Annotated in this window: 23 protein-coding genes, 1 tRNA gene and 2 pseudogenes; 13 read left to right on the top strand and 13 right to left on the bottom strand. The window is 71.4% G+C overall.

The genetic code is table 11. The features are described 5' to 3' along the window. Positions 1 to 202 precede the first annotated feature (202 nt). Positions 203 to 625 (top strand): hypothetical protein, encoded by a 423-nt coding sequence (locus ACIPPM_RS04105; RefSeq protein ID WP_401442659.1) that lies wholly within the window; start codon positions 203 to 205, stop codon positions 623 to 625. Between the two features lie 31 nt (positions 626 to 656). Here the strand turns inward: ACIPPM_RS04105 and ACIPPM_RS04100 are convergent, their stop codons facing one another. Beyond that, a complete protein-coding gene (locus ACIPPM_RS04100) occupies positions 657 to 1436 on the bottom strand; it encodes a helix-turn-helix domain-containing protein (RefSeq protein ID WP_401442657.1) in 780 nt (259 codons plus the stop codon). A 235-nt stretch (positions 1437 to 1671) separates the two neighbouring features. On the opposite strand from ACIPPM_RS04100, the gene ACIPPM_RS04095 reads away from it, so the two are divergent. The 3 genes from ACIPPM_RS04095 to ACIPPM_RS04085 all read left to right on the top strand — a co-directional run bounded on the left by ACIPPM_RS04095 (position 1672) and on the right by ACIPPM_RS04085 (position 4582). Further along, a complete protein-coding gene (locus ACIPPM_RS04095; protein ID WP_401442655.1) occupies positions 1672 to 2337 on the top strand; it encodes a DUF4097 family beta strand repeat-containing protein in 666 nt (221 codons plus the stop codon). A gap of 39 nt (positions 2338 to 2376) precedes the next feature. Next, positions 2377 to 3183: an alpha/beta fold hydrolase gene (locus ACIPPM_RS04090; protein WP_401442653.1), complete on the top strand. Its 807-nt coding sequence runs from the start codon at positions 2377 to 2379 to the stop codon at positions 3181 to 3183. A gap of 151 nt (positions 3184 to 3334) precedes the next feature. Beyond that, a complete protein-coding gene (locus ACIPPM_RS04085) occupies positions 3335 to 4582 on the top strand; it encodes a hypothetical protein (RefSeq protein WP_401442650.1) in 1248 nt (415 codons plus the stop codon). A 309-nt stretch (positions 4583 to 4891) separates the two neighbouring features. Here ACIPPM_RS04085 and ACIPPM_RS04080 read toward each other — a convergent pair whose 3' ends face one another. Then, on the bottom strand, positions 4892 to 5605 hold the full coding sequence (locus ACIPPM_RS04080; RefSeq protein WP_401442647.1) for an HAD family hydrolase: 714 nt from the start codon (positions 5603 to 5605) through the stop codon (positions 4892 to 4894). 539 nt (positions 5606 to 6144) lie between these two features. Here ACIPPM_RS04080 and ACIPPM_RS04075 point away from each other — a divergent pair. Together ACIPPM_RS04075 and ACIPPM_RS04070 are read left to right on the top strand one after the other, a co-directional pair. Next, positions 6145 to 6657: a hypothetical protein gene (locus ACIPPM_RS04075; RefSeq protein ID WP_401442645.1), complete on the top strand. Its 513-nt coding sequence runs from the start codon at positions 6145 to 6147 to the stop codon at positions 6655 to 6657. 661 nt (positions 6658 to 7318) lie between these two features. Beyond that, a complete protein-coding gene (locus ACIPPM_RS04070) occupies positions 7319 to 7588 on the top strand; it encodes a hypothetical protein (RefSeq protein WP_401442642.1) in 270 nt (89 codons plus the stop codon). 333 nt (positions 7589 to 7921) lie between these two features. Here ACIPPM_RS04070 and ACIPPM_RS04065 read toward each other — a convergent pair. Beyond that, a pseudogene (locus ACIPPM_RS04065) lies at positions 7922 to 8050 on the bottom strand (helix-turn-helix domain-containing protein); the annotation flags it as partial. Positions 8051 to 8212: 162 nt separating this feature from the next. Next, a complete protein-coding gene (locus ACIPPM_RS04060) occupies positions 8213 to 8590 on the bottom strand; it encodes a hypothetical protein (protein WP_401442640.1) in 378 nt (125 codons plus the stop codon). 289 nt (positions 8591 to 8879) lie between these two features. On the opposite strand from ACIPPM_RS04060, the gene ACIPPM_RS04055 reads away from it, so the two are divergent. Then, positions 8880 to 10493, top strand: coding sequence for a hypothetical protein (locus ACIPPM_RS04055; protein WP_401442638.1), 1614 nt, complete (start codon positions 8880 to 8882; stop codon positions 10491 to 10493). A 193-nt stretch (positions 10494 to 10686) separates the two neighbouring features. Here ACIPPM_RS04055 and ACIPPM_RS04050 read toward each other — a convergent pair. After that, positions 10687 to 10760, bottom strand: a tRNA-Pro gene (locus ACIPPM_RS04050). A 106-nt stretch (positions 10761 to 10866) separates the two neighbouring features. On the opposite strand from ACIPPM_RS04050, the gene ACIPPM_RS04045 reads away from it, so the two are divergent. Beyond that, a complete protein-coding gene (locus ACIPPM_RS04045) occupies positions 10867 to 11385 on the top strand; it encodes a DUF309 domain-containing protein (protein ID WP_401442635.1) in 519 nt (172 codons plus the stop codon). 290 nt (positions 11386 to 11675) lie between these two features. Here the strand turns inward: ACIPPM_RS04045 and ACIPPM_RS04040 are convergent, their stop codons facing one another. Beyond that, a complete protein-coding gene (locus tag ACIPPM_RS04040) occupies positions 11676 to 12557 on the bottom strand; it encodes an SDR family oxidoreductase (protein ID WP_401442633.1) in 882 nt (293 codons plus the stop codon). Between the two features lie 102 nt (positions 12558 to 12659). Then, positions 12660 to 13235, bottom strand: a complete 576-nt coding sequence (locus ACIPPM_RS04035; RefSeq protein ID WP_401442631.1) for an ALF repeat-containing protein — start codon at positions 13233 to 13235, stop codon at positions 12660 to 12662. Between the two features lie 137 nt (positions 13236 to 13372). On the opposite strand from ACIPPM_RS04035, the gene cobF reads away from it, so the two are divergent. Next, entirely contained in the window at positions 13373 to 14146 is a 774-nt protein-coding gene (cobF, locus tag ACIPPM_RS04030; RefSeq protein WP_401442629.1) for a precorrin-6A synthase (deacetylating), read from the top strand. On the opposite strand, the gene ACIPPM_RS04025 is transcribed toward cobF, so the two are convergent. The 4 genes from ACIPPM_RS04025 to ACIPPM_RS04010 form a co-directional block, all read right to left on the bottom strand. After that, the gene (locus ACIPPM_RS04025; RefSeq protein ID WP_401442626.1) at positions 14103 to 14876 is read right to left on the bottom strand and encodes a cobalt-precorrin-6A reductase; all 774 of its coding nucleotides are present in this window, start codon (positions 14874 to 14876) and stop codon (positions 14103 to 14105) included. The two genes, cobF and ACIPPM_RS04025, sit on opposite strands and share 44 nt — an antisense overlap. Before the next feature lie 37 nt (positions 14877 to 14913). Then, a complete protein-coding gene (locus ACIPPM_RS04020; RefSeq protein WP_401442623.1) occupies positions 14914 to 15675 on the bottom strand; it encodes a sulfite exporter TauE/SafE family protein in 762 nt (253 codons plus the stop codon). A 47-nt stretch (positions 15676 to 15722) separates the two neighbouring features. Then, positions 15723 to 17234: a long-chain fatty acid--CoA ligase gene (locus ACIPPM_RS04015; RefSeq protein ID WP_401442621.1), complete on the bottom strand. Its 1512-nt coding sequence runs from the start codon at positions 17232 to 17234 to the stop codon at positions 15723 to 15725. Positions 17235 to 17308: 74 nt separating this feature from the next. Next, positions 17309 to 18496, bottom strand: coding sequence for a thiolase family protein (locus tag ACIPPM_RS04010; RefSeq protein WP_401442619.1), 1188 nt, complete (start codon positions 18494 to 18496; stop codon positions 17309 to 17311). A gap of 175 nt (positions 18497 to 18671) precedes the next feature. On the opposite strand from ACIPPM_RS04010, the gene ACIPPM_RS04005 reads away from it, so the two are divergent. Beyond that, entirely contained in the window at positions 18672 to 19493 is an 822-nt protein-coding gene (locus ACIPPM_RS04005; RefSeq protein WP_401442617.1) for a lysophospholipase, read from the top strand. 272 nt (positions 19494 to 19765) lie between these two features. Beyond that, positions 19766 to 20056 (top strand): hypothetical protein, encoded by a 291-nt coding sequence (locus ACIPPM_RS04000; protein ID WP_401442615.1) that lies wholly within the window; start codon positions 19766 to 19768, stop codon positions 20054 to 20056. Positions 20057 to 20062: 6 nt separating this feature from the next. Here ACIPPM_RS04000 and ACIPPM_RS03995 read toward each other — a convergent pair whose 3' ends face one another. Next, entirely contained in the window at positions 20063 to 20932 is an 870-nt protein-coding gene (locus ACIPPM_RS03995; RefSeq protein WP_401442612.1) for a Cof-type HAD-IIB family hydrolase, read from the bottom strand. 274 nt (positions 20933 to 21206) lie between these two features. Between ACIPPM_RS03995 and ACIPPM_RS03990 the strand changes: the two genes are divergently transcribed. After that, entirely contained in the window at positions 21207 to 21734 is a 528-nt protein-coding gene (locus tag ACIPPM_RS03990) for an NUDIX hydrolase family protein (RefSeq protein ID WP_401444177.1), read from the top strand. Positions 21735 to 21896: 162 nt separating this feature from the next. Beyond that, positions 21897 to 22592, top strand: a complete 696-nt coding sequence (locus ACIPPM_RS03985; RefSeq protein WP_401442609.1) for a hypothetical protein — start codon at positions 21897 to 21899, stop codon at positions 22590 to 22592. Positions 22593 to 22639: 47 nt separating this feature from the next. On the opposite strand, the pseudogene ACIPPM_RS03980 reads toward ACIPPM_RS03985, so the two are convergent. Next, positions 22640 to 22779: pseudogene (locus ACIPPM_RS03980) on the bottom strand (transposase); the annotation flags it as partial. Positions 22780 to 22873: the final 94 nt, after the last annotated feature.

The raw sequence follows: 22873 nt of genomic DNA, 5'->3' as shown, positions 1-22873 counted from the left end.
GAAACGTAGGAGCGTACGGAAATGAAGTCTATGAACCTGCGCAAGATTGTTACAGGGCGACGCAGATTCTCGACGACCGATCATCCGCCCACGCGCCGCGGCTCCCGATGATCCACATGGCAGGATGACCGGATCGGCGGAGGAAACATGGTCCTTGCGCTGCTCAAGAGCGTCATTGGAAGAAAACGGCGGGGTCCCGGACATGACTGCTGAGTGGTACGTCCTCATCGAAGAGGACACTCGGGTGACGGAATACGTCGACGGCAACGAACTGAAGCTGCATCGGTGGATGTTGACGGGCACCCACCACATCGACGGCGACGAGGCACAGGCCGTCGCGGCCGCCGAGGACGCGGCCCTGCACTACGTACCGGGGACCATCGCCCGGCACGCCAAGCCCGGGGACGAACCGGCCCGGCATGCCCTGCTCGCCCAGGACGGTGCCTGGGTGGTGATCGTGCGGCAGCGCCACCGTGAGTGCCGCATACGCGTGACGACGGCCCGGCTCATGCACTCCCAGGAGGAGAAGGAGGCTCCCCCGAAGACGCTCAAGCAGTCCCTCCGCGGCGCCCTCCAGGCCCCGCCGGTGCCGCCGGGGCCCTGGGCACCGCCCGGTCAGGGCTGAGGGTCACCACCAGACCCGCGTCAGGGGGACTTCAGAGACTGGCCGACTGCTCCGGCCAGCCGTGATCAGAGGCCGGCCGGGTGGTGTCGTGCTCGGCCGCTCCGGGTCCGGCGTGGAGGACTTCGCGGGCCTGTTCGGCGGCGCGGGTGATGCTTTCGCTGATGAAGTCGAGGAAGCGGGCGATGTTCTCCAGACGGGTGGCGGCGGGGGTGTGCGGGCCGAGCACGGCGACGCCCCGGCGGGCGGTCTCGACGAGCCGGTCGTTGGCCCGGACGCTGGCGATCGTCGCCTGGAAGAAGAGTTCGTCGTCGACGACGTAGCGGTCACGGCGACGTTCGTCGCGTTCGCGGCGGACGAGACTCTGGCTTTCCAGGAAGGCGATCGCCTTGGAGACGGACGACGGGCTGACCTGGAGGCGTTGGGCGAGCCGAGACGCGCTCAGGCTGCCCGAGTCGGTGGTGAACAGGCAGGTCAGCACGCGTGCCGACATCCTGTTCAGGCCCGAGCCCATGAGGACGGCGGTGAACGTCCCCTCGTACTCGGCCATGGCGTCGGCGTCCCGCCCATGTGGCTGCGGGGCCGACTCCGGCCCTCGGGAGACGGCCGACCCGCGTCGGTGGGCGCGGCGTTCGGTGGCCTGGTGGGCCAGGTCGGCGCGGTAGGCGTTGGGTCCGCCGTTGCGCATCACCTCGCGCGTGACCGTCGAGGTCGGACGGTCGAGGCCGCGGGCGATCGCGGCGTAGGAGAGGCTGTCGGCCAGCCCCAGCGCGATCTGCCGACGCTCCTGGTGAGTGAGCCTGCCTCCCGGCATCGCTGCCTCCTCAATGATCCTTCGTGACGGTCACCGAGCGCCCACAGTAGCGTTCACTCCGCACCCATTGCAATGAACGCGACAGCTGACGTTGCGTTACCTTCAGGACCATTGCAACACTTTATAGCTTCCCAGCTGCATAAATGAATTCCCAGTGCAACAAGTACGTTGCCCAATCATGGAACGCAACGTAGCGTTTTCGATGTCAGAAACGACGAGCACTCGGGAGCAGACGATGCGGAAGTTCGACACCCCGGCCCCGATCTCCGCCGTCCTGGAGATCCCCGCCGGACGCGTCCGGTTCATCGCGGCGCAGCGCGCCGACACCACCGTCGAGGTCCTGCCCGCAGACCCCGCGAAGAGCCGGGACGTGAAGGCCGCCGAGCGGACCTCCGTCGCCTACGCCGACGGCGTCCTGCGGATCACGGCCCCGGCGCCGGACAGCCGGCTCTTCGGCCCCTCCGGTTCCCTGGAGGTCACCGTCCAGCTCCCGGCCGGCTCTCGCGTCGAGGGCAGGGCCGACGGCGCCGAACTCCGCGGCGTCGGGCGCCTGGGCGACATCTCCTTCGAAGGCGCGTACCGCCACATCAAGATCGACGAGGCGGCCGGTGTCCGTCTCACCGCGATCGACGGTGACATCGAGGTCGGCCGCCTCGGCGGTCCCGCCGAGATCAGCACCACGCGGGGCGACATCCGGATCACGGAGGCCCGGCGCGGAACGGTCGTGCTCCGTACCCAGGCGGGCGACATCTCGGTCGCCGCGGCCTCCGGCGTCTCGGCCGCGCTGGACGCCACCGCCGGTCATGGCCGCGTCAGCCACGCCCTCAAGAACGACGGCACCACCGCACTGGAGATCCGCGCCACCACCGCGAAGGGCGACATCACCGCCCGCAGCCTCTGAAAGAACACAGCCGGAACATTCCAGGACCAGGGGGAACACATGACGAAGAACAGCACGTCCGCGAACGGTTCGCGGTGGACCGGCATGGTGCCGGTCGAGGACACGGCCCTCGCCGTCACCGACACCGGCGGCCCCGGAATCCCGGTGGTCTACCTCAACGGCCAGTTCGCCACGCAGGGGTACTGGCGGCGGGTCATCGCCGAACTGGGCCCGGAATGGCGGCACATCACGTACGACGAGCGGGCCCGCGGCAGATCGAAGCGCTCGGCGGACTACTCCTTCGAGGCGGCCGTCCGCGACGTCGACGCCGTGCTCGCGGCCCGGGGTGTGGACCGGGCGTTGGTGGTGGGCTGGTCCTACGGAGCGGTCGTCGCGGCGCACTGGGCCGAGCGGAATCCGGAGCGCGCCCTGGGCGCGGTCCTGGTGGACGGCGCCTTCCCCTACGACTGGCTCGACGAGGCCATGGAGCGGCGCATCCGCAAGCTGTTCCGCCGGATGAGCTGGTTCCTGCCGCTGCTGCGCCCGACCGGCCTGGCCCCACGGATGACCGCCGAGCAGCAGGCGGACAGCAACATCGAACTCGGCAGGATCTCCCGCGAGCGCGAACTGGGCCCGGTACTGGACGGCATCACCGTCCCGGTGCGGTACGTGGTCGCCTCGGGAGCGTCCTTCGGCAGCCGCGGCGACGAGCAGGAACGCCTTCGCGCGGGCCTCGGCGCGGTGACCGGGCGCAATCCGAACATCCGGATCGCCGCGAAGGTGGCCAGCAACCACGGCGCGCTCCTCAAGAAGGACTTCGGTGCCATCGCCGAGGCCGTACGCGAGGTCGCCGCCCTCTCCCGCTGACGAGTTGATGGCGGGACGCGGGTCCCCGAGGACGGCCGGGGGCCGGTTACGGATCTCCCCGTAACCGGCCCCCACCCGGGCTTACAGTGCCCTCGTGAATGTGGATGATCTTCAGTGGCAGTTGAACCACCTCGGTGGTGTCCCGCCGCGAATGGTGAACGAGATCCTGGAACGCGGCGGTCTCGAGGTGTTGGTGGAGGCCGCACGCGAGCGCGAGGACTGGTTCTGCGCCGCAGGTGCGGCACGGGGACTGTGCACGGCGGGGGAGTTCGGGCGGGCCTGGACGGTCGTGGAGCCGTTCGCGGCATCGGGCTGGCAACCGGCGATTCGGGTGGCGATCGACGTCCTCCTGCGGTGGAACCACGTCGAACAGGCGCTGGAGCTGGCGCACCCCGACGGGCGGGGGCAGGAGAGCGGTGACGCGTGGCGGGACTACGCCGAAGCGCTGGTCCGTGCCGGGCGGGTGGACGACGCGATCAGCGTGCTGGTCCCGTTCCTCCGCGACAGACGGGTGCTGCGCGGCCTGGTGGAGATGACCGACGGGCAGGGATGCGACGAGCGGGTGCTGGAGGAACTCGCCCCGCTCGCCAAGGATTTCCGGCGCGATCCGACGCAGTGCCACGTCGGTGACCTGTGGGAGGTCCTGGCGGCGCAGGCCCGGGTCCTGGAACGGTCCGGCCGCGCGGACGAGGCGATCCGGCTGCTCGGCACGGACGTGGCGGTACGCCGGTACGGGCCGGAGAACACCATCGAGTTCTACGCCGAGCTGCTGGCCCGGCACGGTCGCATCGAGGAACTGCGCGACCTCGCCACCGGAACCCGGAGGTCCACCGTCGGGATCACGTACGTCAAGGCCCTGGAGAACATGGGCCGGGCCGGGGAAGCAGAGGCGTACCTGCGCGAGCTCATCGCTTCCGGACATCCGGGCTGGTACGAGCACGCGCTGGTGGATCTACGTGTCCGTCAGTGTCGCTTCGATGACGCCATCGAGGCGGGGAGGCACACGTTCGACGACCTCCATGACGGAAACCTTCTCCAGTCGACCATGATGCTGCTCGCCGAACAGGGCCGACACGACAAGGCCATCGACCTCACGGAAGGACGCAGCCCCGAGTTCCTCGCCGAGAACGAGGAGTGGCTCCGGTCCAACCGGTGGTCGCTGATGGGAGAGGCGGGACGCGCCCGGGAAGCCATCGAGGAGATCGAGGCACTCCCGGCCGACGAGGTCGACGACCGCGAGCTGACCCTCGCCTGGCTGCTCGCTCAGGACGGCCGGGTCGAACAGGCCGTCGCCCACCTGCGCCCACTGCCCGGCAGGCGGGCAGCGATCGACCTGGCCGAACTGCTGATCCGGCAGAACCGCTTCACCGAAGCTGTGGCTGTCATCCCCCGCAGGTGACAGCCAGATCGCGCACGATCGCGCGCCCGCGCCCAATCGAACCGGCCCCCGACCGGACCCCGAAAATGGTCAGAGGCCGCTTCAGGATTCCCTCTGAAGCGGCCTCTGACCTGCTACTTCGTAAATTCGTAGCGTCTCTGGCCCGGTGTTTTCCACGCAATTTTACGTTGACAGCCGGTCGCCGTGCTTGCCCGCGCGGCAGTCGTCCGCCGATCGCCCCGGGGTGCCCGCCCCGCTGGAGCGCACCACGCCGAGAAATGAGTGCAAGGCCGTGGCCGGAACGACCGGTGTCGACCCTGAGCACCTTGCTCAGCCACTCGCGTCAGCCTGCCCGATAAGTTCGATCAGCAGAGCAGTATCGGTTAGGTCTGGAATGACGTGGTGTGCTCCGGCGGCGGTGAGTTCGTGACGCGGAGTTGTCCCGGACGCGACGGCGATCACGCGGGCTCCTCCCTCTTGTCCGGTGCGGACGTCTTCGAGGGAGTCGCCGATGATCACGGTCGTTTCACGGGTGAAGTCGCAGCCGTAGCGGATACCAGCCCGCTGCTGCGCCACACGCACCAGCGCAGGGCGGTGGGAGTTGTCGGACGCGTATCCGCCGATGGCGAGATCGAGGTGCTTGTCGAGACCCAGGGCCTGGAGCTTGATCTCGGCGCTACCCTGCAGATTGCCGGTGACTACGGTCGGCACGAACTCGGGCTTCTGGTGGACAGCGGCGAGCGCTGCGGCAGCACCGGGCATGACCTTGCCCGTACGTACGAGGTCGCCCCGATGGCTCCCGAGTTGGTCGGGCATTCGCGAGATGATTTTGTGAGCGAGTCCCTCAATCTGCGTCGGCTCCACCGAGTTGACGCGCAGCAGTTCCCGCACAGCGAGTGGCATGGTCACCCCGGTTCCGCGCGCGGGCAGCTGTTCGGCGGGACGGCCGACCACCTCTTCGAACAGCTCGCGGTACACCCTCCGGTCGATGTCTCCCGTGTACAGCAGAGTGCGGTCGATGTCCCAGAGGACCAGGATCAGCATCGCGCGACCACCCGTTCCCTCAGCACGCTTCGTTCCCGGTCGAGGAGATCTTGCACGGGCGTGTAACTCCGATACAGACGGGCTTCGCCCAGCATGGTGCGTAGGTGATCATGGAGACGCCTGCACCGCGATGAGACGCGCACCACCGCCCAGTTCCTCGCGCGCGCTGCCATGGTCCAAATACGGGCTGGGGACGCCGATGCAGGCTACGTCACGGGCGTCCGCGAAGGCGAGGGCTGCACAGTCTGGCTTGCCTAGATCGAGGTGGCAACTGCCGGTCTGCCCAAGGATCTCGCCTGGAAGCGTGAGCTGCCCGGAGCGCCCCGAGAAATAGGTGCTGCGCGACGCAGAGCATCGGTGGTGCCCTGCAAAGAGTCGATCAAGCTCTCCGTGACGGTGGTGGTGCCGGTGGATGCGAGAGCTTCGACCGGGGCGACAGCGGACTGCAGAACGTTATTGGCTGGCGCTGGCGCAACAAGCCCCGGCACTTCACCCTCTTCTGATCGTCACCCTCTTCCGATGAAAGGAGGCCCAACGCCATGACCTATCTGCACACCGACCCGGAGCTCAACGCACGGGAGGAGCCGACGGGACGCGAGCGAGAGCTGATCGATACCGTCGACGCACTCCTCACCTCCGTCGGTCCAGTCGGGATCATCGGGGACGAAGCCCAGTGGTACCTCGGCACGGCTCTGGAAGATCAGGACAATCTGGAGCTGGCACTGCCGCTGGGATGGGACCGCGAGGTCGCCCTGCGCGTACGGCTGACGGCCACGTCGTTCACCATCGGCTGGGGTGGCGAGCTGGGCGAGAACCCGCTGGTGCTGTCCTTCGAGTCGGCCGCACCTTCGCTGGAGGAGATGACGGCCGCCGTCGAGGCGGAGCTGTCCCGTGAGCTGAGGGTCTCCGGACGCCGACGCCTCTTCGGCGGGGCATCGGAGTTCCACCTTCGCCACGCGGAGAGCTGGACCGACCTGCTGCGCGGCGGCACGCCGTCGCGGGAACGGGACCTGAAGCGCGCCTCGCAGGAGGCCACGCTGCGGACGGGCTGACCGCCTGTCTCACACCACACCGCGGGCGTGTTCCGTGTAGGCCGCGCCCGCGTACGCGGCTGCACACAGTCGACCGGCGGACCGGGGACCGGACCTTCCAGTGCGACGCGACGGCGGTGTGCCGGGTGCCGGACGGCATCCGCGCCCCGGAGGCGTCGATCTGTCAGAGGCGACCGCCTTGTTCGGTAGCCAGCCGCTTCGCGTGCCCGCGGGACACGGTGCTCATCACCGGAGCACCTTCTCCGGCGACCGAACCCTCGTCGTTGCCGCCCGAACAGTCACTCTTCTGGAGTCCGGACGTGCGTGGCTGGCGATCTCGCATCCGGAGCAGGCCAGATGCGCGAGAGGGCGTACCGACACGTGCTGTCGGTCATGACCCAGGTGACGTCGTCCCAAGCGCCGGATGGCGCTGGGTCTTCGCCCTGCACGCAGTGGCGCTCGCCGTCGTCCTGTGCCTCGTGCCGATCCCAGTGGGGCCGGGCCAGCACCGGAGTGACCACCCTCTTCGTGGGCGCGGTCGTTCCCCTCGTCGTCGGCGACCTCGGACTGCTCCTCCACACACCGCAGGTGTCCATCCCCGTCGTCGCTCTGCCCATCCTCATCACCGGCTCCGGCATGGCACTGGCCGCCGGCCTGGGCGATGGCCAGGCACTGGACCACCGTGACGGCCGAGGTTCACGACGGCATCGGCCGCTTCCCCTTCTTCCACGGCGACTCCGACCGTCTGGCAGGAAGCGTCGCCGTCGGAGACGTCGAGAACCAGGCCGCACAGGCAGCGGCCAGTCAGCGCACCGGCTTCACCACGTTCCTCATCGATGCCTACGACAGCGCGTTCCACCAGGTCCTGTTGGTCCTTGCCGCAGTCTGCCTCACCCTCCTGGCGACCGCGGCCACGCTGCTGCGCCGTTCGCACAGCAGCGAGATGAACTGACAAGCAATGACCAGGTCGAGCGGCGCGCGGCTTCGGAGATCGCGCACCGCTTGACGTCGCTGCTGGGGCTCCGTGCAGCGCTCCGCCGCATTCCTACGCCTGGCCCGGATCATCCGGCTGGGTCGACGCATTGGTGAACGACAGTGAGAGCGAGGTGGTTCGTCTGCCCTGGGCACACTGACGACGAGCCGCTTGAAACCTTCTCCAGCACGGAGTGCGGGCTCGCTCCAGTTCCTGACGCCGTGCTTGCGGTCAAGCTCCTGTGTCGACATACCGCCAAGTCACCCATCCATGGAACCGGGCGCCTCCCGAACCCATCGACAAGCGACGTCGCTACTGCTCGATGCCCGGGGGCGAGCCGCCGCGCGTGTGCGTGGTGGTGCCGGCCTCGACGGGCGTGCGATGCACGTACCCGTCCGAGCGCCCGCGACCGTCCGTGAGCGTGCGGATCGAGGGTTTCGCGCTGTACGCCCTTCCTCAGCTCGGACCCGAGCCTGAGCCGGGTTGACCCGGTGACATGGGCGCGGCATCCCAGCATGACGATCGTTCCTCCGGCCCCGGCCGCGCCGGGGCCGACCGGTGATGCCGGGGCCGGAGGAGTCACCACTCAGCCCACCGGGGGCGTCAACTGAGGATGTTGATCTGGGTGTTGCGGATGGTGGTGCCCAGCGGGCACTGGATGTCGGTGCGGACCTGACCGCCGCGGACGATGATCGGCGCCGACGTCTTGTTCTGGCCGTAGGTGCAGTTCAGGCGGAGGGCGAAGGTCCCGTTGCCCGAGCAGACCCCCCATCCCCAGGTGTTGCCGCTGCCGGCGTCGACGCCGGATGTGCAGTTGTAGAGCCCCGACGCCGGCGCCGCCGAGGCGGTGGCGGCGCCGGTCAGGGCGGGCACCGCCACGCCCACCAGCAGGGCGGCCGCCGCGAGCAGCCGTCGTCCGCGGCGTGCCGCGGCCCAGGGTGCGGGTATCGCCGTCGACGGAGCAGATGTGCCGTGATGCATGATGCTTCCCTTCGGTTCGGCCGGGCTCTTGCAGGGTCGTGCCGCCCGGTCCGCCTCAGTTGTAGGCCGCGCCGTGGCGCTCCGGCGCGGGGTGTGCAACGGGGCCCTCCGCCGTGCACCGCGCCGCCATATCGCGGCTTCTTGTGGTATGGCGCCGTCGCGCGGGGCCTTGAGGCGCCCACCGTCCTCAAACCCCCTCGCAGAAGGGGGAATAAGTGGTCCAGAGTGCGGTAAATCTGGACAGGGGTGTGATGTGTACGAGCGGGGGGTCCGTGTGGAACACAGTGACTTGACCGGTCCGGCGGCCATCCGCTGGACGCCGTGGCAGGTGCGAGCGGGATGGCTGCTGCGGGCTCACCGGCTGTGCCACGCCGACGCCTCACGGCGGGAACTCCCCGGGTTCGCCCAGGCCTACCGCGAGGGCCACCGCGGTGCGGCCGGGACGAGTCCCAGCTCGCTGTCGCGCTGGGAGACCGGCCGCGTGCCGGTGGTACAGGAGGCCGTGCGACGTTACGAGAGAGTGCTCGGGCTGCCCGCGTACTCCCTGCTCGCCCCGATCCAGACCATCGCCCGCCACGAGGGCGGTCCGGCCGCGGCGGCCTTCCTGCGCGGCGGGAGCGGCCCTGCGGTCCCGGACGGCGCGGACCCCCGCTTCGAGTCGCTGCTGGACCGGGCCCTGGACGGGGGCGTGCTGACCGGCGGCGACTGGGAGAGGCTGAGCCGCTGGGCCGTCCACGGCGGGGGTCACGTGTCGCCGGGGCGGGTGCGCAGCGCGGTCGTCCGGCGGCTGCTGGAGGAGACGCTGGTATCCGGCGGCGTCTCATGGATGAGGCGCTTCGAGTCGCTGGGCAGACTGATGGCCGACCCGCGTTGGGGCCCGGAGGTGATCGCCGTCTGTTCGGGGGCGGCCGAGCAGTCGGACCACGCCGGCCTGATCGAGGTGGTGTGCGCACTGGACGGCAGCCCACACCCGGATGCCGGCCGGGCGGTGCTGCGCCAGCTCACCGACCCGACCACGCCGGACAGCCTGTACGGGGCCCTGCTTGCCGCCGCCCGCAAGACACGCAAGCGGCACTTCGGCGCCGAGCAGACGCGCACCCTGGTGGACCTGGTCGACGGTGTCCTGACAAGCGGTCCGGGACCGGGACTGCCGCCGCCCGCTCTGGAGGCGGCCTCCGTTCTCCTGGCGTCGCTCCCGCTCGCACCCGCCCACGCCGCGCGGCTCACCCGCGCGGCCGCCGGCCGGGGCGGCGTCGTCCGGGCGGTCGTGACGCATGGCTCGCTGACGGACCCGGCCTCGGCCTCGGTGGTCGTCGGCCGGCTCCTCGCGCGGCTGGCCGGTGACGTGCCGAAGACGACCGCCGGCGTCCTGAGCGGACTCCTGGACGATCTGCTCCACCATCCGGTGGCGGACATGCGCCTGTACGCGGCGATACTGCTGCGGGCCAGCCCGTACGGCTCCGGAGTGGCCGCCGCGCTCGCCGCAGAGATCGGGCAGCCCGGCACGCTCCGCGCCGAGGACCGGGCCGTGCCGCTGCTGCACGCGCTGCGGGTCCTCGGCGGCCCCGGGCAGCGCGAGGTGGTCGCCGGCCTCACCCTGGCTCGGGGCCTGCCCGCGGGAGTCGTACTGGCCGCCGTCCACGCACTGGGCCACATCGGCGGGCACAGTCCCGAGAGCTACTGGCGTGCTGTCTTCGACCAGCACACCCGGGCGACCACCGCGGACCCGGCCGGACAGCACGGCGTCATGAAGCGGCTGGTCTACGGCTTCGCGATGGCCGGCGAACTCCCCCTGCTCACCCGGCTCGTGGAGGAACAGGACCGGGCCGCATCCGCACAGCACCTGTCGCGGTGGTGGACCGGCCTCGCCCACCACATCAGCGACAGCGCCCGCCGCGGCTGATCGTGCCGCAGCGGGCGCCGGGCCACCTGCGGGCGGGGCGAATCCGCCACCACCGACCAGACCTGAACCGGTACCGGCAACACCCACCGCCTGACCCCCGACAACGCCACCGGTCCCCGACTGGTCCCCGAGAACGGCCAAGGGCCGGTTGCGGATTTCTCCGTAACCGGCCCTCACCTGCGACTTCGTAAAGTCGGGACGACAGGATTTGAACCTGCGACCCCTTGACCCCCAGTCAAGTGCGCTACCAAGCTGCGCCACGTCCCGATGCGCTCACTCGCGGTGACCCGCGTGATCGCGCGAACAGCACTTTACCCCACGTACGGGACTCCTCCGAAGCGGGTTAGGGGCGGGGCGGGGCAGAATCGGCCGCATGGCAGACGCAACCGGAGACGGAGACATCGGCGGGCGGGACCGGGACCCGGAGGGCCGGGCGCGCAACGCGCGGCCCCGGGACGGGCTGGGGCGGCCCTTGCCGTACGGGGCGGCGGGGGTCGAGCGGCAGCCGGAGGGGGTGGTGCGCAGCCCGGCCGAGACGGTCGCGGAGGCGCAGGCGCTGCTGGACGCCGGGAAGCCGTTCCACGCGCACGAGGTGTTCGAGGACGCCTGGAAGTCCGGCCCGGACGCGGAGCGGGGCCTGTGGCGGGGCCTGGCCCAGCTGGCGGTGGGCCTCACCCACTCCGCGCGCGGCAACACCACCGGCGGTGCCCGCCTGCTGCGGCGCGGCGCGGCCGCCGTGACGGAGTGGTCCACCGAGCAGCACCGGCCCCGCCCCTACGACCTCGACCTCACCGGCGTGGCCTCCTGGGCCGGTGCCCTGGCCGGCCGGGTGGAGCAAGCCCCCACCCCCATCGACGCGGGCACCGAGGCGCCCCGCCTCCGACGCCCCTGACCCCTGCGGAGGGCCCCGGCCCCTGCATGGCACCGGCGCCAACCGGGTCCGGCCTCCGATGCCCGGGCCACCTCGGCGTCGTACCGACCCGCGTCGAAGTGGAACGTCGGGGGCCGTACCCCGCCGTCGGGGACCTGCCGGACCAGCGGACCGCGTCCCCCCTCGCCCACCGCGTCCGGAACCACCGCTCCGGGGACCTGGTGGCAACGTGCTGATCCGCAGTGGGTGCACCATCCGGACCCCCGTATCGCGTCGGGCGCGCCGATCCTGTTCGGCGGGGTGCCCGACGCCTACGCCTTCCGCCCCCGCAGTTCCTCGTCCGCCACGCCCCCGGCGCCCAGCAGGCCGGTCGGCGGAAGTGCCCGGTCGGCCTCCAGGCGGGGCAGCGCCCGGCGGGAGACGCGCAGCACGATCGGGGGCAGGATCGCGCGCCCCAGCTGGGCCAGCCGCAGCCAGGCGGGGACGTAGACGGAGGTGCGGCGGTGCTCCACCGCCCGGACCAGCCGCTCCGCGACGAACTCGGCCGGGTACACCTTGCGGGCCGGCGTGGGCATGTGGGCGCGGAGTTCGCGGAGTACGGGGTAGCGGTCGGCGTCACGGGTCATGTCGGTGTCGGTCCAGTTGATGTAGGCGATGCCCACGCCGACGGACTCGTGCGCGACCTCGGCCTGGAGGGCGTGGGCGAAGGACTCGACGCCCGCCTTGGAGGCGCAGTAGGCGCTCATCATCGGTGAGGTGCCGATGGACGCCAGCGAGGCCACCTGGAGGAAGTAGCCGGAGGTGGCCAGCAGGTCGGCGAGGAACGCCCGCGCGGTCAGCGCGCTCCCGACGAGGTTGACGTCGATCACCCGCCGCCAGGACTCCGGGTCGGACCCGGCGAAGGGGCCGCCCTCGGCGATCCCCGCGTTGGCGACGACGACGGACGGCGGCCCCAGCCGGTCCCGCACCTCCACCGCCGCGCGCTCCAGGGCGTGGAAGTCGGTGATGTCGACCTCCAGGGCGATCACCGGCGGCGGGAGCGAGGCGGCCACTCCCTCCAGTTCCGGACGCTCCAGGCCGAGCAGGGCGAGCCGGGCTCCGCGCTCGGCGAAGGCGTGGGCCAGGGCCGCGCCGAGGCCGCGCGCGGCCCCGGTCACGACGACGGTACGGCCTGCGAGGGGGCTGTCGTACATGGCGGCCTGCCTCCGATCGCGGGACCCGGCCCGTCCGGGCTCACCGGAAGGGCCGAGTACCCAGGTGCGAGGCGAAGCGACGAAGCGACCCCCTGGCGGGGACTAGTGCACCTGGTACTGCCCCACCGCGATGAAGTACCGCAGCTGCTCCAGCGTGCCGTCGAGCGCGGCGGAGGCGGCCGCGCGGAGGGCGGGGCTGGACTTGGGGTCGGCGAGGATGCGGAGGGCGGCCACGCGGTCGTCCTCGCCCTGCGCAAGCCGGTAACCCGTCTCCAGGAACGCCCGCTGGTCCGCGATCGTGCCGTCCAGGGCCTTGTTCGCCTCCCGCTTCACCGCCTTCCCGCTCTTCGGGTCCGCCAGGATGCGCACGATGGCCACCCGGTCGTCCTCGGCCTGCGCCAGCCGGTAACCCGTCTCCAGGAAGGCCCGCTGGTCCGCGATCGTCCCGTCCAGGGCCTTGTTCGCCTCCCGGAGGACCGCCTTGCCGCTCGCCGGGTCCGCGAGTATGCGGACGATGGCGACCCGGACGTCGTCGTCGGACATCTGGTTCACCGGGGTGGATGCCGTGGCCGACACCTTCGCGGCCTGGACGGCCGCGGACGCGGGGGTGGAGAGGAGGAGGGCCGGGGTGAGGGCCGTGGCCGCGAGGAGCAGTGCCGCGCGGGTCGTTCTCGTCATGCTGAGCCTCCGTCATCGAGTGGGCGGAAGATCACCGTCGCTCCCGCCGTGATCATTACCACGACGCCGCGGGCTCTCCGGTTCCCGTCGCCACCCCCGTATCCGGCCCGCCGCACCCCGTGCGGCAGACTCGGCGCGTGCGAAAGATTCATGTCATCGGTATCGGCGCGGGCGACCCCGACCAGCTGACCTTGCAGGCGGTCAAGGCGTTGCGCGGCACGGACGTGTTCTTCCTGCTCGACAAGGGCGAGGTGAAGAGTGATCTGACGCGACTGCGCCGGGACATCCTGGACGCGCATCTGCCCGAGGGCTCGTACCGGGTGGTGGCGGCCCGCGACCCGGAGCGGGACCGGCGGGCGGGCGGTGCGGCCTACTCCCCCGCCGTCGAGGACTGGCGTACGGCCCGCGCGGGGATCTACGAGCGGCTGATCGCCGAGGAGGTCGCGGAGGACGGCACGGGCGCGTTCCTGGTGTGGGGCGACCCCTCGCTGTACGACAGCACGCTCGGCATCCTGGAGGAGGTGCTGGCCCGGGGCGCGGTGGAGTTCACCTACGACGTGGTGCCCGGCATCAGCAGTGTCTCCGCGCTGGTCGCCCGGCATCGCACGGGCCTGAACCGGGTGGCGCGGCCGGTGCAGATCACCACCGGGCGGCGGCTGGCGGAGGGGTTCCCGGAGGGGGTGGACGACGTGGTGGTGATGCTCGACGCGCACCAGGCGTTCCGCGAGTACGCCGGGGACGACATCGACATCTACTGGGGCGCGTACATCGGCACCCCGGACGAGATCCTGGTCTCGGGGCCGCTCGCGGAGGCCGGTCCGGAGATCGAGCGGGTGCGGGCGGAGGCGCGGGAGCGCAAGGGCTGGATCATGGACACGTATCTGCTGCGCAGGCATCCCCAGGGGGAATGACCCCGGCCAGCCAGTCCAGTACGCCCTCCACGTCCGGCAGCGACCGCACACCGGTGGGGAGTTCGGGGCGGCGCACGACGACCACCGGCAGCGCGAGCGAGCGGGCGGCGGTCAGTTTCGGTGCGGTCGCCGCTCCTCCGCTGTCCTTCGTCACCAGTACGTCGACGCGGTGCGTCCGCAGCAGGTCCAGCTCGTCGGCGAGGCTGAACGGGCCGCGTTCCAGGATCAGTTCACAGTGCGGGGGCAGGGGCGGGTCCGGTGGTTCCACCGAGCGGACCACGAACTGAGTGTCCGTCAGATCACGGAAGGCGGCGAGTCCGAGCCGTCCCGTGCTGAGGAACACCCGTTGTCCCAGGCGGGGTACGACCCGCGCCGCCTCCTCCAGGGAGGCCACGGAACACCAGTCGTCGTCGAGGTCCCAGCCGGGGCGGCGCAGGACCGCGTGCGGGACTCCGGTCAGCCGTGCCGACTCCGTCGCGTTCGCCGTGATCCGCTCCGCGAAGGGATGGGTGGCGTCCACCAGCGCGGTCACCCGGTGGGCGCGCAGCCAGTCGGTCAGCCCCGTCACTCCCCCGAACCCGCCGACCCGGACCTCACCGTCGACGGCCCCCGGCCGCGTCACGCGTCCCGCGAGCGAGGTGGTGACCCGCGGGCCGGGGCGGGCGGCGAGGGCGGCGGCGAGGTGGCGGGCCTCTGTGGTGCCGCCGAGGATCAGGACGTGCGCGGGCATGGGGTGAGCGTACGCATCCGGTCAGCGCGGCAGGAGGTCAGCTCAGCAGGAGTTCGAGGGCTCCGACGACGGTCGCCACGATGACGATGCGGTCGAAGAGCCGCTGGTTGATCTTGTGGACGGCCCATTTGCCGAGGAACGCGCCGGGGATCACGAAGACCAGCAACGCAGCGTCCAGCAGCAGTGAATTGCCGTCGATCAGGCCGAGGGCGGCGCTGAAGGGGATCTTGGCGACGTTGACGATGAGGAAGAAGAAGGCGGAGGTGCCGAGGAAGCCCATCTTGCGGAAGCCCGCGGAGAGCAGGTACATCGACATCACCGGTCCGCCCGCGTTGGCGACCATGGTGGTGAAGCCCCCGGTCACGCCGTACGCGGCGGCTGTCGCGCGGCCGGTCCGGGTGCTGACGTCCTCCGTCGCCTCCTGGCGCCGTCGCCACAGGGTGATGCCGGTCATCATCAGCAGGATCACGCCGATGGAGGTCCGTACGATCCCGTCGCCGACGCGGGCGAGGAACAGGGTGCCCGCCACCACCCCGGCCGCGACGGCGGGGAACAGCCGCCACAGGGTGGGCCAGTGGGCGTGCCGCCGGTAGGTGAGGACGGCGAAGGTGTCGCCCGCGATGAGGAGCGGGAGGAGTACCCCGGTGGAGGCGCGGGCGGGCAGGACGGCCGCGAAGACGGCGAGGCTGACCGTGTTGGCCCCGCTGACCGCGGTCTTGGAGAAGCCGACCAGGAGGGCGGCGAGGGCCAGGGCGGCGAACTCCCAGCCGGATATGTGCCAGAGCGTCATCATGTTCATGCGGAGACCGATGCTATGTGCACACGTCCGGCCGGGCGCCGGGGGGCTCAGCGTGCGGTGTACCGAGCGCGCAGTTCCCGCTTGAGCACCTTCATGCTGGGGCCGAGCGGGAGTTCGTCCGCGAACTCCACGCGGCGCGGGTACTTGTGCTTGCCGAGGTGCTCCTTGGACCACTCAGTGATCGCGGCGGCGTCGGGGGTGACGCCCGGTGCGGGGACGACGACCGCGCAGACCTCCTCGCCGTGCAGCTCGTCGGGCAGGCCGATGACGGCGACCTGGGCGATCTCGGGGTGCCGGGCGAGGATCTCCTCGACCTCGCGCGGGTAGACGTTGTAACCGCCGCGGATGATGACGTCCTTCTTGCGGTCGACGATCCGCAGGAACCCGTCCTCGTCCTTGGTGCCGAGGTCACCGGTGCGGAACCAGCCGTCGACGAGCGCCTCGGCGGTGGCCTCCGGGCGGCCGAGGTAGCCGGAGAACACGTTGTGGCCCCGGATGACGACCTCGCCCAGCTCACCGGGAGGCAGGAGTTCGACACGGTCCTCGACGTCCGCCCGGGCGATCTCGGCGTCCACGCCCCACAGCGGGTGGCCGATGGTCCCGGCGCGGGTGCCGAAGACGGGCTGGTTGACGGTGGCGGCCGGGGAGGTCTCCGAGAGGCCGTACCCCTCGTAGATCTGCGCGCCGAACGCCGTCTCGAACCTCTCCAGCACGGCTACCGGCAGCGAGGCGCCGCCGGAGATGCACAGCCGCAGCTCGGGCAGGGCCGGGGCGTCGGCCGCGACGGCGGCCAGCGAGACGAACATGGTGGGGACCCCGTGGAAGGTGTTGACGCGCTCGGACACCATGATCTCGATCGCGCGGGCGGCGTCGAAGCGGGGCAGCAGGACGAGCGTCGCGCCCGCGCGCCAGGTGGAGTTGAGGGACACCGTCTGCCCGAAGGCGTGGAACAGCGGGAGCGCGCCGAGGACGATGTCGTCGGGGCGGATGTCGTTGGCGTCGAAGGCGTTGACGGTCGCGTTCATCACGATGTTGAAGTGGCTGAGCACGGCGCCCTTCGGGACGCCGGTGGTGCCGCTGGTGTAGAAGACGACGGCCGGGTCGTCGGCGGACCGGGTGACGTACGAGTACGGCGGCTCGGCGTCCACCGCGAGCTTCTCCAGCTCCTCGCCGAGGACGACCACGCGGATGCCGAGGGGGTCGGCGGCCGCGCGGGCGGTGGCCTCCTGGGCGGGGTGCGCGAGCAGCAGGGTGGCGCCGCTGTCCTGGAGGACGTGCTGCACCTCGGACGCGGAGAGCAGCAGGTGGACGGGGACGACGACTCCGCCCACCGCCATGGTCGCGTAGTAGGCGAGCGGGAACTCGGCGGTGTTGGGGGCCATCAGGGCGACCCGGTCACCCGGCCGTACGCCGAGGGCGGTGAGCGCGCCCGCCTGGGCGAGGGAGCGCCGCCACGCTTCGGCGAAGGTGAGGCGCAGGTCGCCCTCGACGAGTGCCGTCCGGTCGGGTCGGCGGCGGGCGTTCTCGGCCAGGATGGCGGCGACGGACAGGGTTGCCATGAGGTGCGGCTCCGTTTCCTGCGGTGCGACTCGGCTTACGGAACTCCCCTGTGGGGAAGTCCCGTCGGGGTGGTTCAGGGGCGCTCCACCAGGACCGCGCTGCCCTGCCCGACGCCGACGCACATGGTGGCGAGGCCGCGTCCGGCGCCGGTGCGGCGCATGCGGTGCAGCAGGGTGGTGAGGATGCGGGCGCCGGAGCAGCCGAGGGGGTGGCCCAGCGCGATGGCGCCGCCGGTGGGGTTCACCAGGCCGGGGTCGATGCCCAGTTGGTCGACGCAGGCGAGGGCCTGGGCGGCGAACGCCTCGTTGAACTCGGCCTCTTGGAGGTCGTCGATGTTCCAGCCGACGCGGGCGAGCGCCTTGCGGGTGGCGGGGACCGGGCCGATGCCCATCACGTCGGGGTGGACGCCCGCCGAGGCGCCGGCGACATAGCGGCCGAGGGATTCGAGGCCGAGTTCCTCGAGCGCGTCCTCGCTGACCAGGAGGAGTCCGGCGGCGCCGTCGTTCATGGGTGAGGCGTTGCCCGCGGTGACCGTGCCGTCCCCCCGGAACACCGGCTTGAGGCGGGCGAGTTTCTCCAGGGAGGTGTCCTCGCGTACGCATTCGTCGCGGTCGACGGTGATGCCGTCCGGGCGCTCCACGGGGAGGAGTTCGGCGTCGAAGTGGCCGTTCTTGCGTGCGGTGGCGGCGAGTTGGTGGCTGCGCAGGGCGAACTCGTCCTGCCGTGCACGGGAGATGCCGTACCGCCGGGCGACCTCCTCGGCGGTCTCGCCCATGGCCAGGACGCCGTGCAGGTCCTTCATCGCCGGGTTGGTGAGGCGCCAGCCGAGGCGGGTGTCGTAGGTCTCCATGCGGTGCGGGAGGGCCTCGTCGGGGCGGGGCAGCACGAAGGGGGCGCGACTCATGGACTCGGAGCCGCCCGCGATCACGATGTCCGCCTCACCGGCCGCGATGGTCCGGGCGGCGGTGGTGACCGCCTCCAGGCCGGAGGCGCAGAGCCGGTTGACGGTGGCGCCGGGCACGGAGTCGGGGAGCCCGGCGAGCAGGGCGGCCATGCGGGCGATGTTGCGGTTGTCCTCACCGGCCTGGTTGGCGGCGCCCCAGTACACGTCGTCGATACGGGCCGGGTCGAGGGCGGGCGCGCCGCTCACCAGGTCGCGGACGACGGCCGCCGCGAGGTCGTCGGGCCGCACCCCGGACAGGGCGCCACGCAGCTTGCCGATGGGGGTGCGGCGGGCGGCCGCGAAGTGGACGGGACGCAACTCGGGGACTCCTGACCGACGACGTTGTGGATCAGCATGAACCTACGCTCCGCCGGGGCGGAGCAAATTAATTAGCACTGCTAGTTTTGGGCTCTACCGGACTATAGACCGCACACCGGCCCGCTGGGAAGATCCTCCCGGAGTGACCCACGCGACCACGCCGGAGGAGACCCGCATGACCGACGTACGCGCCCACACCCGCCAGGGCGTCCACGGAGCGCTGCACATCCGCGCCTGGCCGCACCCCGCGCCCCGCTACCTCGCCCTGCTGGTGCACGGATACGGCGAGCACGCGGGCCGGTACGACGAGGCCGCCGGTGTGCTCCACAGCCATGGCGCCGCGGCGTACGCGCCCGATCACCTCGGGCACGGCAGGTCGGCCGGGGAGCGGGTGCTGATCGAGAACTTCGAGGACGTGGTCACCGACGTCCACACGGCGGCGGACCTGGCCCGCGCCGAACACACAGATCTGCCGCTGGTCATGGTGGGCCACTCCATGGGCGGCCTGATCGCGGCCCGGTACGCCCAGCGATACGGGTCCGAACTCAGCGCGCTGGTGCTGTCCGGCCCGGTGATCGGCGAGTGGGCGCTGCCCGGTCGGCTGCTCGCGCTGGACGAGATCCCGGACCTGCCGATCAGCCTGGCCGCACTGTCCCGCGATCCGGCCGTGGGCGCGGCCTACGCCGCCGATCCGCTGGTGTGGCACGGCCCCATGAAACGGCCGACTCTGGTGGCCTTCGAGCACGGGCTCGCGGCCGTGGCCGAGGGCGGCGACATCGGGGAACTCCCGCTGCTGTGGCTGCACGGCGACGACGACCGGCTCGTCCCGCTGCCGGGCAGCCGGGTCGGCGTCGACCGTCTCGGCGCGGGCCGGACCACCGAACGCGTCTTCCCCGGCGCCCGCCACGAGGTCTTCAACGAGACCGACCGGGCGAAGGTCTTCGAGGAGCTGACGGGGTTCCTGGACCGAGTGCTCGACAGCCGCACCGGCCGCTGACCGACGGGGGCCGTACGGAGGGCGCGGTACGTTGCCGCCATGTGCATCTCAACCGGCGGTGCTCCTGGCGAGCGACCCCTCCGCGATCCTCGCCGCGCTGGGGCAGGTGCCGCCGCACCGGCGTCCCGCTCTCGACCCCGACCTGCTGCGGTTCTACGCCGACCACTTCCCGGACCACACCCTCGCCGTCTGCTGCTTCGACAACGCCGACGCGCGCCGCGCCAAGCCCCTGCTGCTGTGGTACGCACCCCCTGGACCCCGACCGGCTGACCGTGCCCGCCCTGGACAGCCACACCGGCAGGGCGCCGGACCTCGACGCCGATGTGCCCGTGGACCACTGGGTCCTGCTCGCCACCGACCAGGCGCCGACCGGCTGGGGCACGCCCGTCGCGTACCCGGAGAACATGCGCCACCGCCTGCGCGCGTTCCTCCCGGACACCGTGGTGGGCCGCCACTACGGCGCGGGACGGATGCTGCCCAACGGCGACTTCACCATCAGCCACGACGACCTGCTCACCGGCGACCTCGACCACGTCGCGCGGGCCCGACCGGCCCGGAACTGACGGCTGTCACAAGCCCTGGAGGTCGATGCCGAGCAGCCGTGCGACCGTCCGCGGCACGCCCTGGTCGTTGTTGGACGGGGCCAGGTGGCGGGCCCGCCGGATGACGTCCGGGTGGGCGTTGGCCATCGCGAAGGACCAGTCGGCGGCGTCGAGCATCTCGAGGTCGTTGAGGTAGTCGCCGAAGACCATGGTCTGGGCGGGGGTGATGCCCAGTTCACGCTGGAGGCCGCGCAGGGCGGCACCCTTGTTGGCGGTGCGGTTCATGACGTCCACCCAGTGCGCGCCGGACACCACCACCTGGTGGCTGTCGGCGAAGGGCGCCAGGGCGGGGGCGGCGCCGGTCTCGGCGGAACCGAAGTCGTACACCGCGACCTTGATGATCTCGTCGTCCACCGCGGTCACGTCCTCGACCACCCGGTGCTCCACGTAGTACTTGCGCACCTCGGCGAGGAACGCCTCGTCGGTCCGCTCCACGTACGCGGCCCGCTTGCCGCAGACCACGGCGCCCGCGTCCACGCCCCGCGCGGCCAGGCCCCGCACGGTGCGGGCGAGGTCGGCGGCGGAGGCGGCGTCCAGCGGGTCGGAGCTGAGTTCCACCCCGTCGCGGACCACATAGGTGCCGTTCTCCGCTATGAACACCATGCCCTCGGCGACCTCGGCGAACTCCCGGGCCAGCGTGGCGTACTGGCGGCCACTCGCGGGGCTGAACAGCACGCCCCGGAGCCGGAGTTCGGCGAGGAGGGGCCACAGGGTGTCCGGCGGGCACTTGTCGTCGTCCAGCAGGGTGCCGTCCATGTCGGTGACGACGAGGCGGATGTCGGCGGGGCCGGTGGGCGGGCCGGGGACGTCGAGGAGGTGCGCGGGCGTCGCTGACATGTGCTGCTTCCGGTCGGTTCGCGGGACGCCTCCAGTGTTCCTCATGCCCCGAACAGGCTTTCCCCTGGGCGGCGCGGCCAGGTCCGGGAGTCGTCCGGGGATGCCCGTTCGGTGCCCGTTCGCGCACCGTGCGCGATTTTCGGGACAGCGCGATCGCCGGACGGCACAATGACGGGACGACGTGATCAAGGGCGGCGCACGACCGCACGTATCCGAGCCCGCCCGCGCCCGCGGCGGGTCCCCACCCGGAAAGTATGATCAAGCAATGTCTGACATGACCGAGACCACGCCCGGCTGGCTGACCACGGACGAGCTGGAGATGGCCAGGGCCCGGATGCCGATCCTGTACGTCGAGGCCGTGCCCGTGCGGGTGGACGACAGCGGCGAAGTCACCAGCATCGGACTGCTGCTGCGCATAGGACCGGACGGCACGGTCAGCCGCACCCTGGTCTCCGGCCGCGTCCTGCACCACGAGCGGGTGCGCGACGCGCTGCTGCGCCACTTGGAGAAGGACCTCGGACCGGTCGCACTGCCCCGGGTCCCGGTGTCCACCCAGCCGTTCACCGTCGCGGAGTACTTCCCCACGGCCGGAGTCACCCCGTACCACGACCCGCGCCAGCACGCGGTGTCGCTGGCCTTCATCGTGCCGGTGGCCGGCGACTGCCGTCCCCGGCAGGACGCGCTGGACCTCGTCTGGTTCACCCCGCAGGAAGCGGCCTCCGCGTCGCTGCACGACGAGATGCCGGGCGGCCACGGCGCCCTGCTGAAGCAGGCGCTGGCGCACGTGGGCATCGTCTTCTAGCGCTCGCCGTCTCGCGCTCGTCCGGCCGGGGCCGAAGGGTCCCCGGCCGGTTCTGGATCCACCCAGGGGGTGCGACGACGACGCCGTCCTGCAGGACGGCGCCCCACAGTTGCGAGCGTCCCTGGAGCGGGGCCCGGCATGGACGCTGAATGGGTAGGGGTCATGGACGTATTCGATGAGCTGGACGACGCTGCGCTCACGGATCTGTGTGCTGCCATGACCACCGGCCAGCGCCGCCACGCGGCCACGCTGGCGCTCTGGAGGCTGCGTGCGCCGCTGCTGATGCTCGGGCTCGAGCCCGCGTGGGGCCTTCACCGCACGGTCGTGGAGCGCGTGTTCCGCGCCATGGTCCTGCCCCCGGGCGAGGAGGAGTCTCACCGCGCCTACACGGAGGCGGTCGCGGAAATGGTCGGCACCCCCTTCTTCACCGACCCGGAGAAAGGTGAACCGGACAACATCATCGCGGAGGTCCAGATGGAGGCCATCGCGGAGCTGGACATGTGGAACGCGCTGGACGAGCTGAGCGCGGAGGACACCGAGCGCATCATCCGCCGACCCCGCGAGGTGTCAGGAGGGCTCGACAGCAGCACGCAGGACTCCCTGTGGGACCATCCCGCTCGCCGGGCCCACGAGCGGTACCTCGCGACCGCGCCCAGCCAGGTCCGTGACGCCGACTTCGGCTACCACGGCGCCCGTAACATCGCCGCCGAGGCCGCTTGCACTGACATCGTTCTGGCACTGCCCCCGGCTGCCGGTCTCCTGGACACCGCAGCCGGTCGAGAGGCACTGGCCCTCTGCGAGTCCTTCAGCGCCGAACTTGTCTCGACCCTGGCCTGGCAGCACAACTTGGGCCACTAGGTCCTGTCCGACCGTTCGCGACCACCACCCGGGTGCCGAGGATCATCGTCCGCCGACCATCCGCGATGACGGTCGTGAACCGTCTTCCAGCTACCGGAACAGAGAGGCAGGTCTGCCGAAGGGCGCCGGTACGCTGCCGGAACAAGATCCTGTTGCTCGCCCGAAGGTGGCACCGCAGGCGTCGACCCCACGTGGTGGAGCGGTGCTTCGAGCGCTTGCAGCAGGGGCGCGGCATCGTCGCTCGGCGCGAGGCCCGGTCCCCCGGAGGGACCCGTGGCCGT

It is taken from the genome of Streptomyces sp. NPDC090119 (assembly GCF_044747085.1).
Lineage (GTDB): Bacteria > Actinomycetota > Actinomycetes > Streptomycetales > Streptomycetaceae > Streptomyces.
This window is presented reverse-complemented; position numbering and strand designations above follow the sequence as displayed.

Bases quoted from the DNA above. Each gene is read 5' to 3' on its own strand.
- ACIPPM_RS04095 (WP_401442655.1), top strand. From the start codon at position 1,672: ATGCGGAAGTTCGACACCCCGGCCCCGATCTCCGCCGTCCTGGAGATC.
- ACIPPM_RS04080 (WP_401442647.1), bottom strand. From the start codon at position 5,605: ATGCTGATCCTGGTCCTCTGGGACATCGACCGCACTCTGCTGTACACG.
- ACIPPM_RS04035 (WP_401442631.1), bottom strand. From the start codon at position 13,235: ATGACGAGAACGACCCGCGCGGCACTGCTCCTCGCGGCCACGGCCCTC.
- ACIPPM_RS04105 (WP_401442659.1), top strand. From the start codon at position 203: ATGACTGCTGAGTGGTACGTCCTCATCGAAGAGGACACTCGGGTGACG.
- ACIPPM_RS03985 (WP_401442609.1), top strand. From the start codon at position 21,897: ATGGACGTATTCGATGAGCTGGACGACGCTGCGCTCACGGATCTGTGT.
- ACIPPM_RS04015 (WP_401442621.1), bottom strand. From the start codon at position 17,234: ATGGCAACCCTGTCCGTCGCCGCCATCCTGGCCGAGAACGCCCGCCGC.
- ACIPPM_RS04060 (WP_401442640.1), bottom strand. From the start codon at position 8,590: ATGCATCACGGCACATCTGCTCCGTCGACGGCGATACCCGCACCCTGG.
- ACIPPM_RS04075 (WP_401442645.1), top strand. From the start codon at position 6,145: ATGACCTATCTGCACACCGACCCGGAGCTCAACGCACGGGAGGAGCCG.
- ACIPPM_RS04090 (WP_401442653.1), top strand. From the start codon at position 2,377: ATGACGAAGAACAGCACGTCCGCGAACGGTTCGCGGTGGACCGGCATG.
- ACIPPM_RS04040 (WP_401442633.1), bottom strand. From the start codon at position 12,557: ATGTACGACAGCCCCCTCGCAGGCCGTACCGTCGTCGTGACCGGGGCC.
- ACIPPM_RS03990 (WP_401444177.1), top strand. From the start codon at position 21,207: ATGACCGAGACCACGCCCGGCTGGCTGACCACGGACGAGCTGGAGATG.
- ACIPPM_RS03995 (WP_401442612.1), bottom strand. From the start codon at position 20,932: ATGTCAGCGACGCCCGCGCACCTCCTCGACGTCCCCGGCCCGCCCACC.
- ACIPPM_RS04020 (WP_401442623.1), bottom strand. From the start codon at position 15,675: ATGAACATGATGACGCTCTGGCACATATCCGGCTGGGAGTTCGCCGCC.
- ACIPPM_RS04085 (WP_401442650.1), top strand. From the start codon at position 3,335: ATGGTGAACGAGATCCTGGAACGCGGCGGTCTCGAGGTGTTGGTGGAG.
- ACIPPM_RS04045 (WP_401442635.1), top strand. From the start codon at position 10,867: ATGGCAGACGCAACCGGAGACGGAGACATCGGCGGGCGGGACCGGGAC.
- ACIPPM_RS04025 (WP_401442626.1), bottom strand. From the start codon at position 14,876: ATGCCCGCGCACGTCCTGATCCTCGGCGGCACCACAGAGGCCCGCCAC.
- ACIPPM_RS04005 (WP_401442617.1), top strand. From the start codon at position 18,672: ATGACCGACGTACGCGCCCACACCCGCCAGGGCGTCCACGGAGCGCTG.
- ACIPPM_RS04100 (WP_401442657.1), bottom strand. From the start codon at position 1,436: ATGCCGGGAGGCAGGCTCACTCACCAGGAGCGTCGGCAGATCGCGCTG.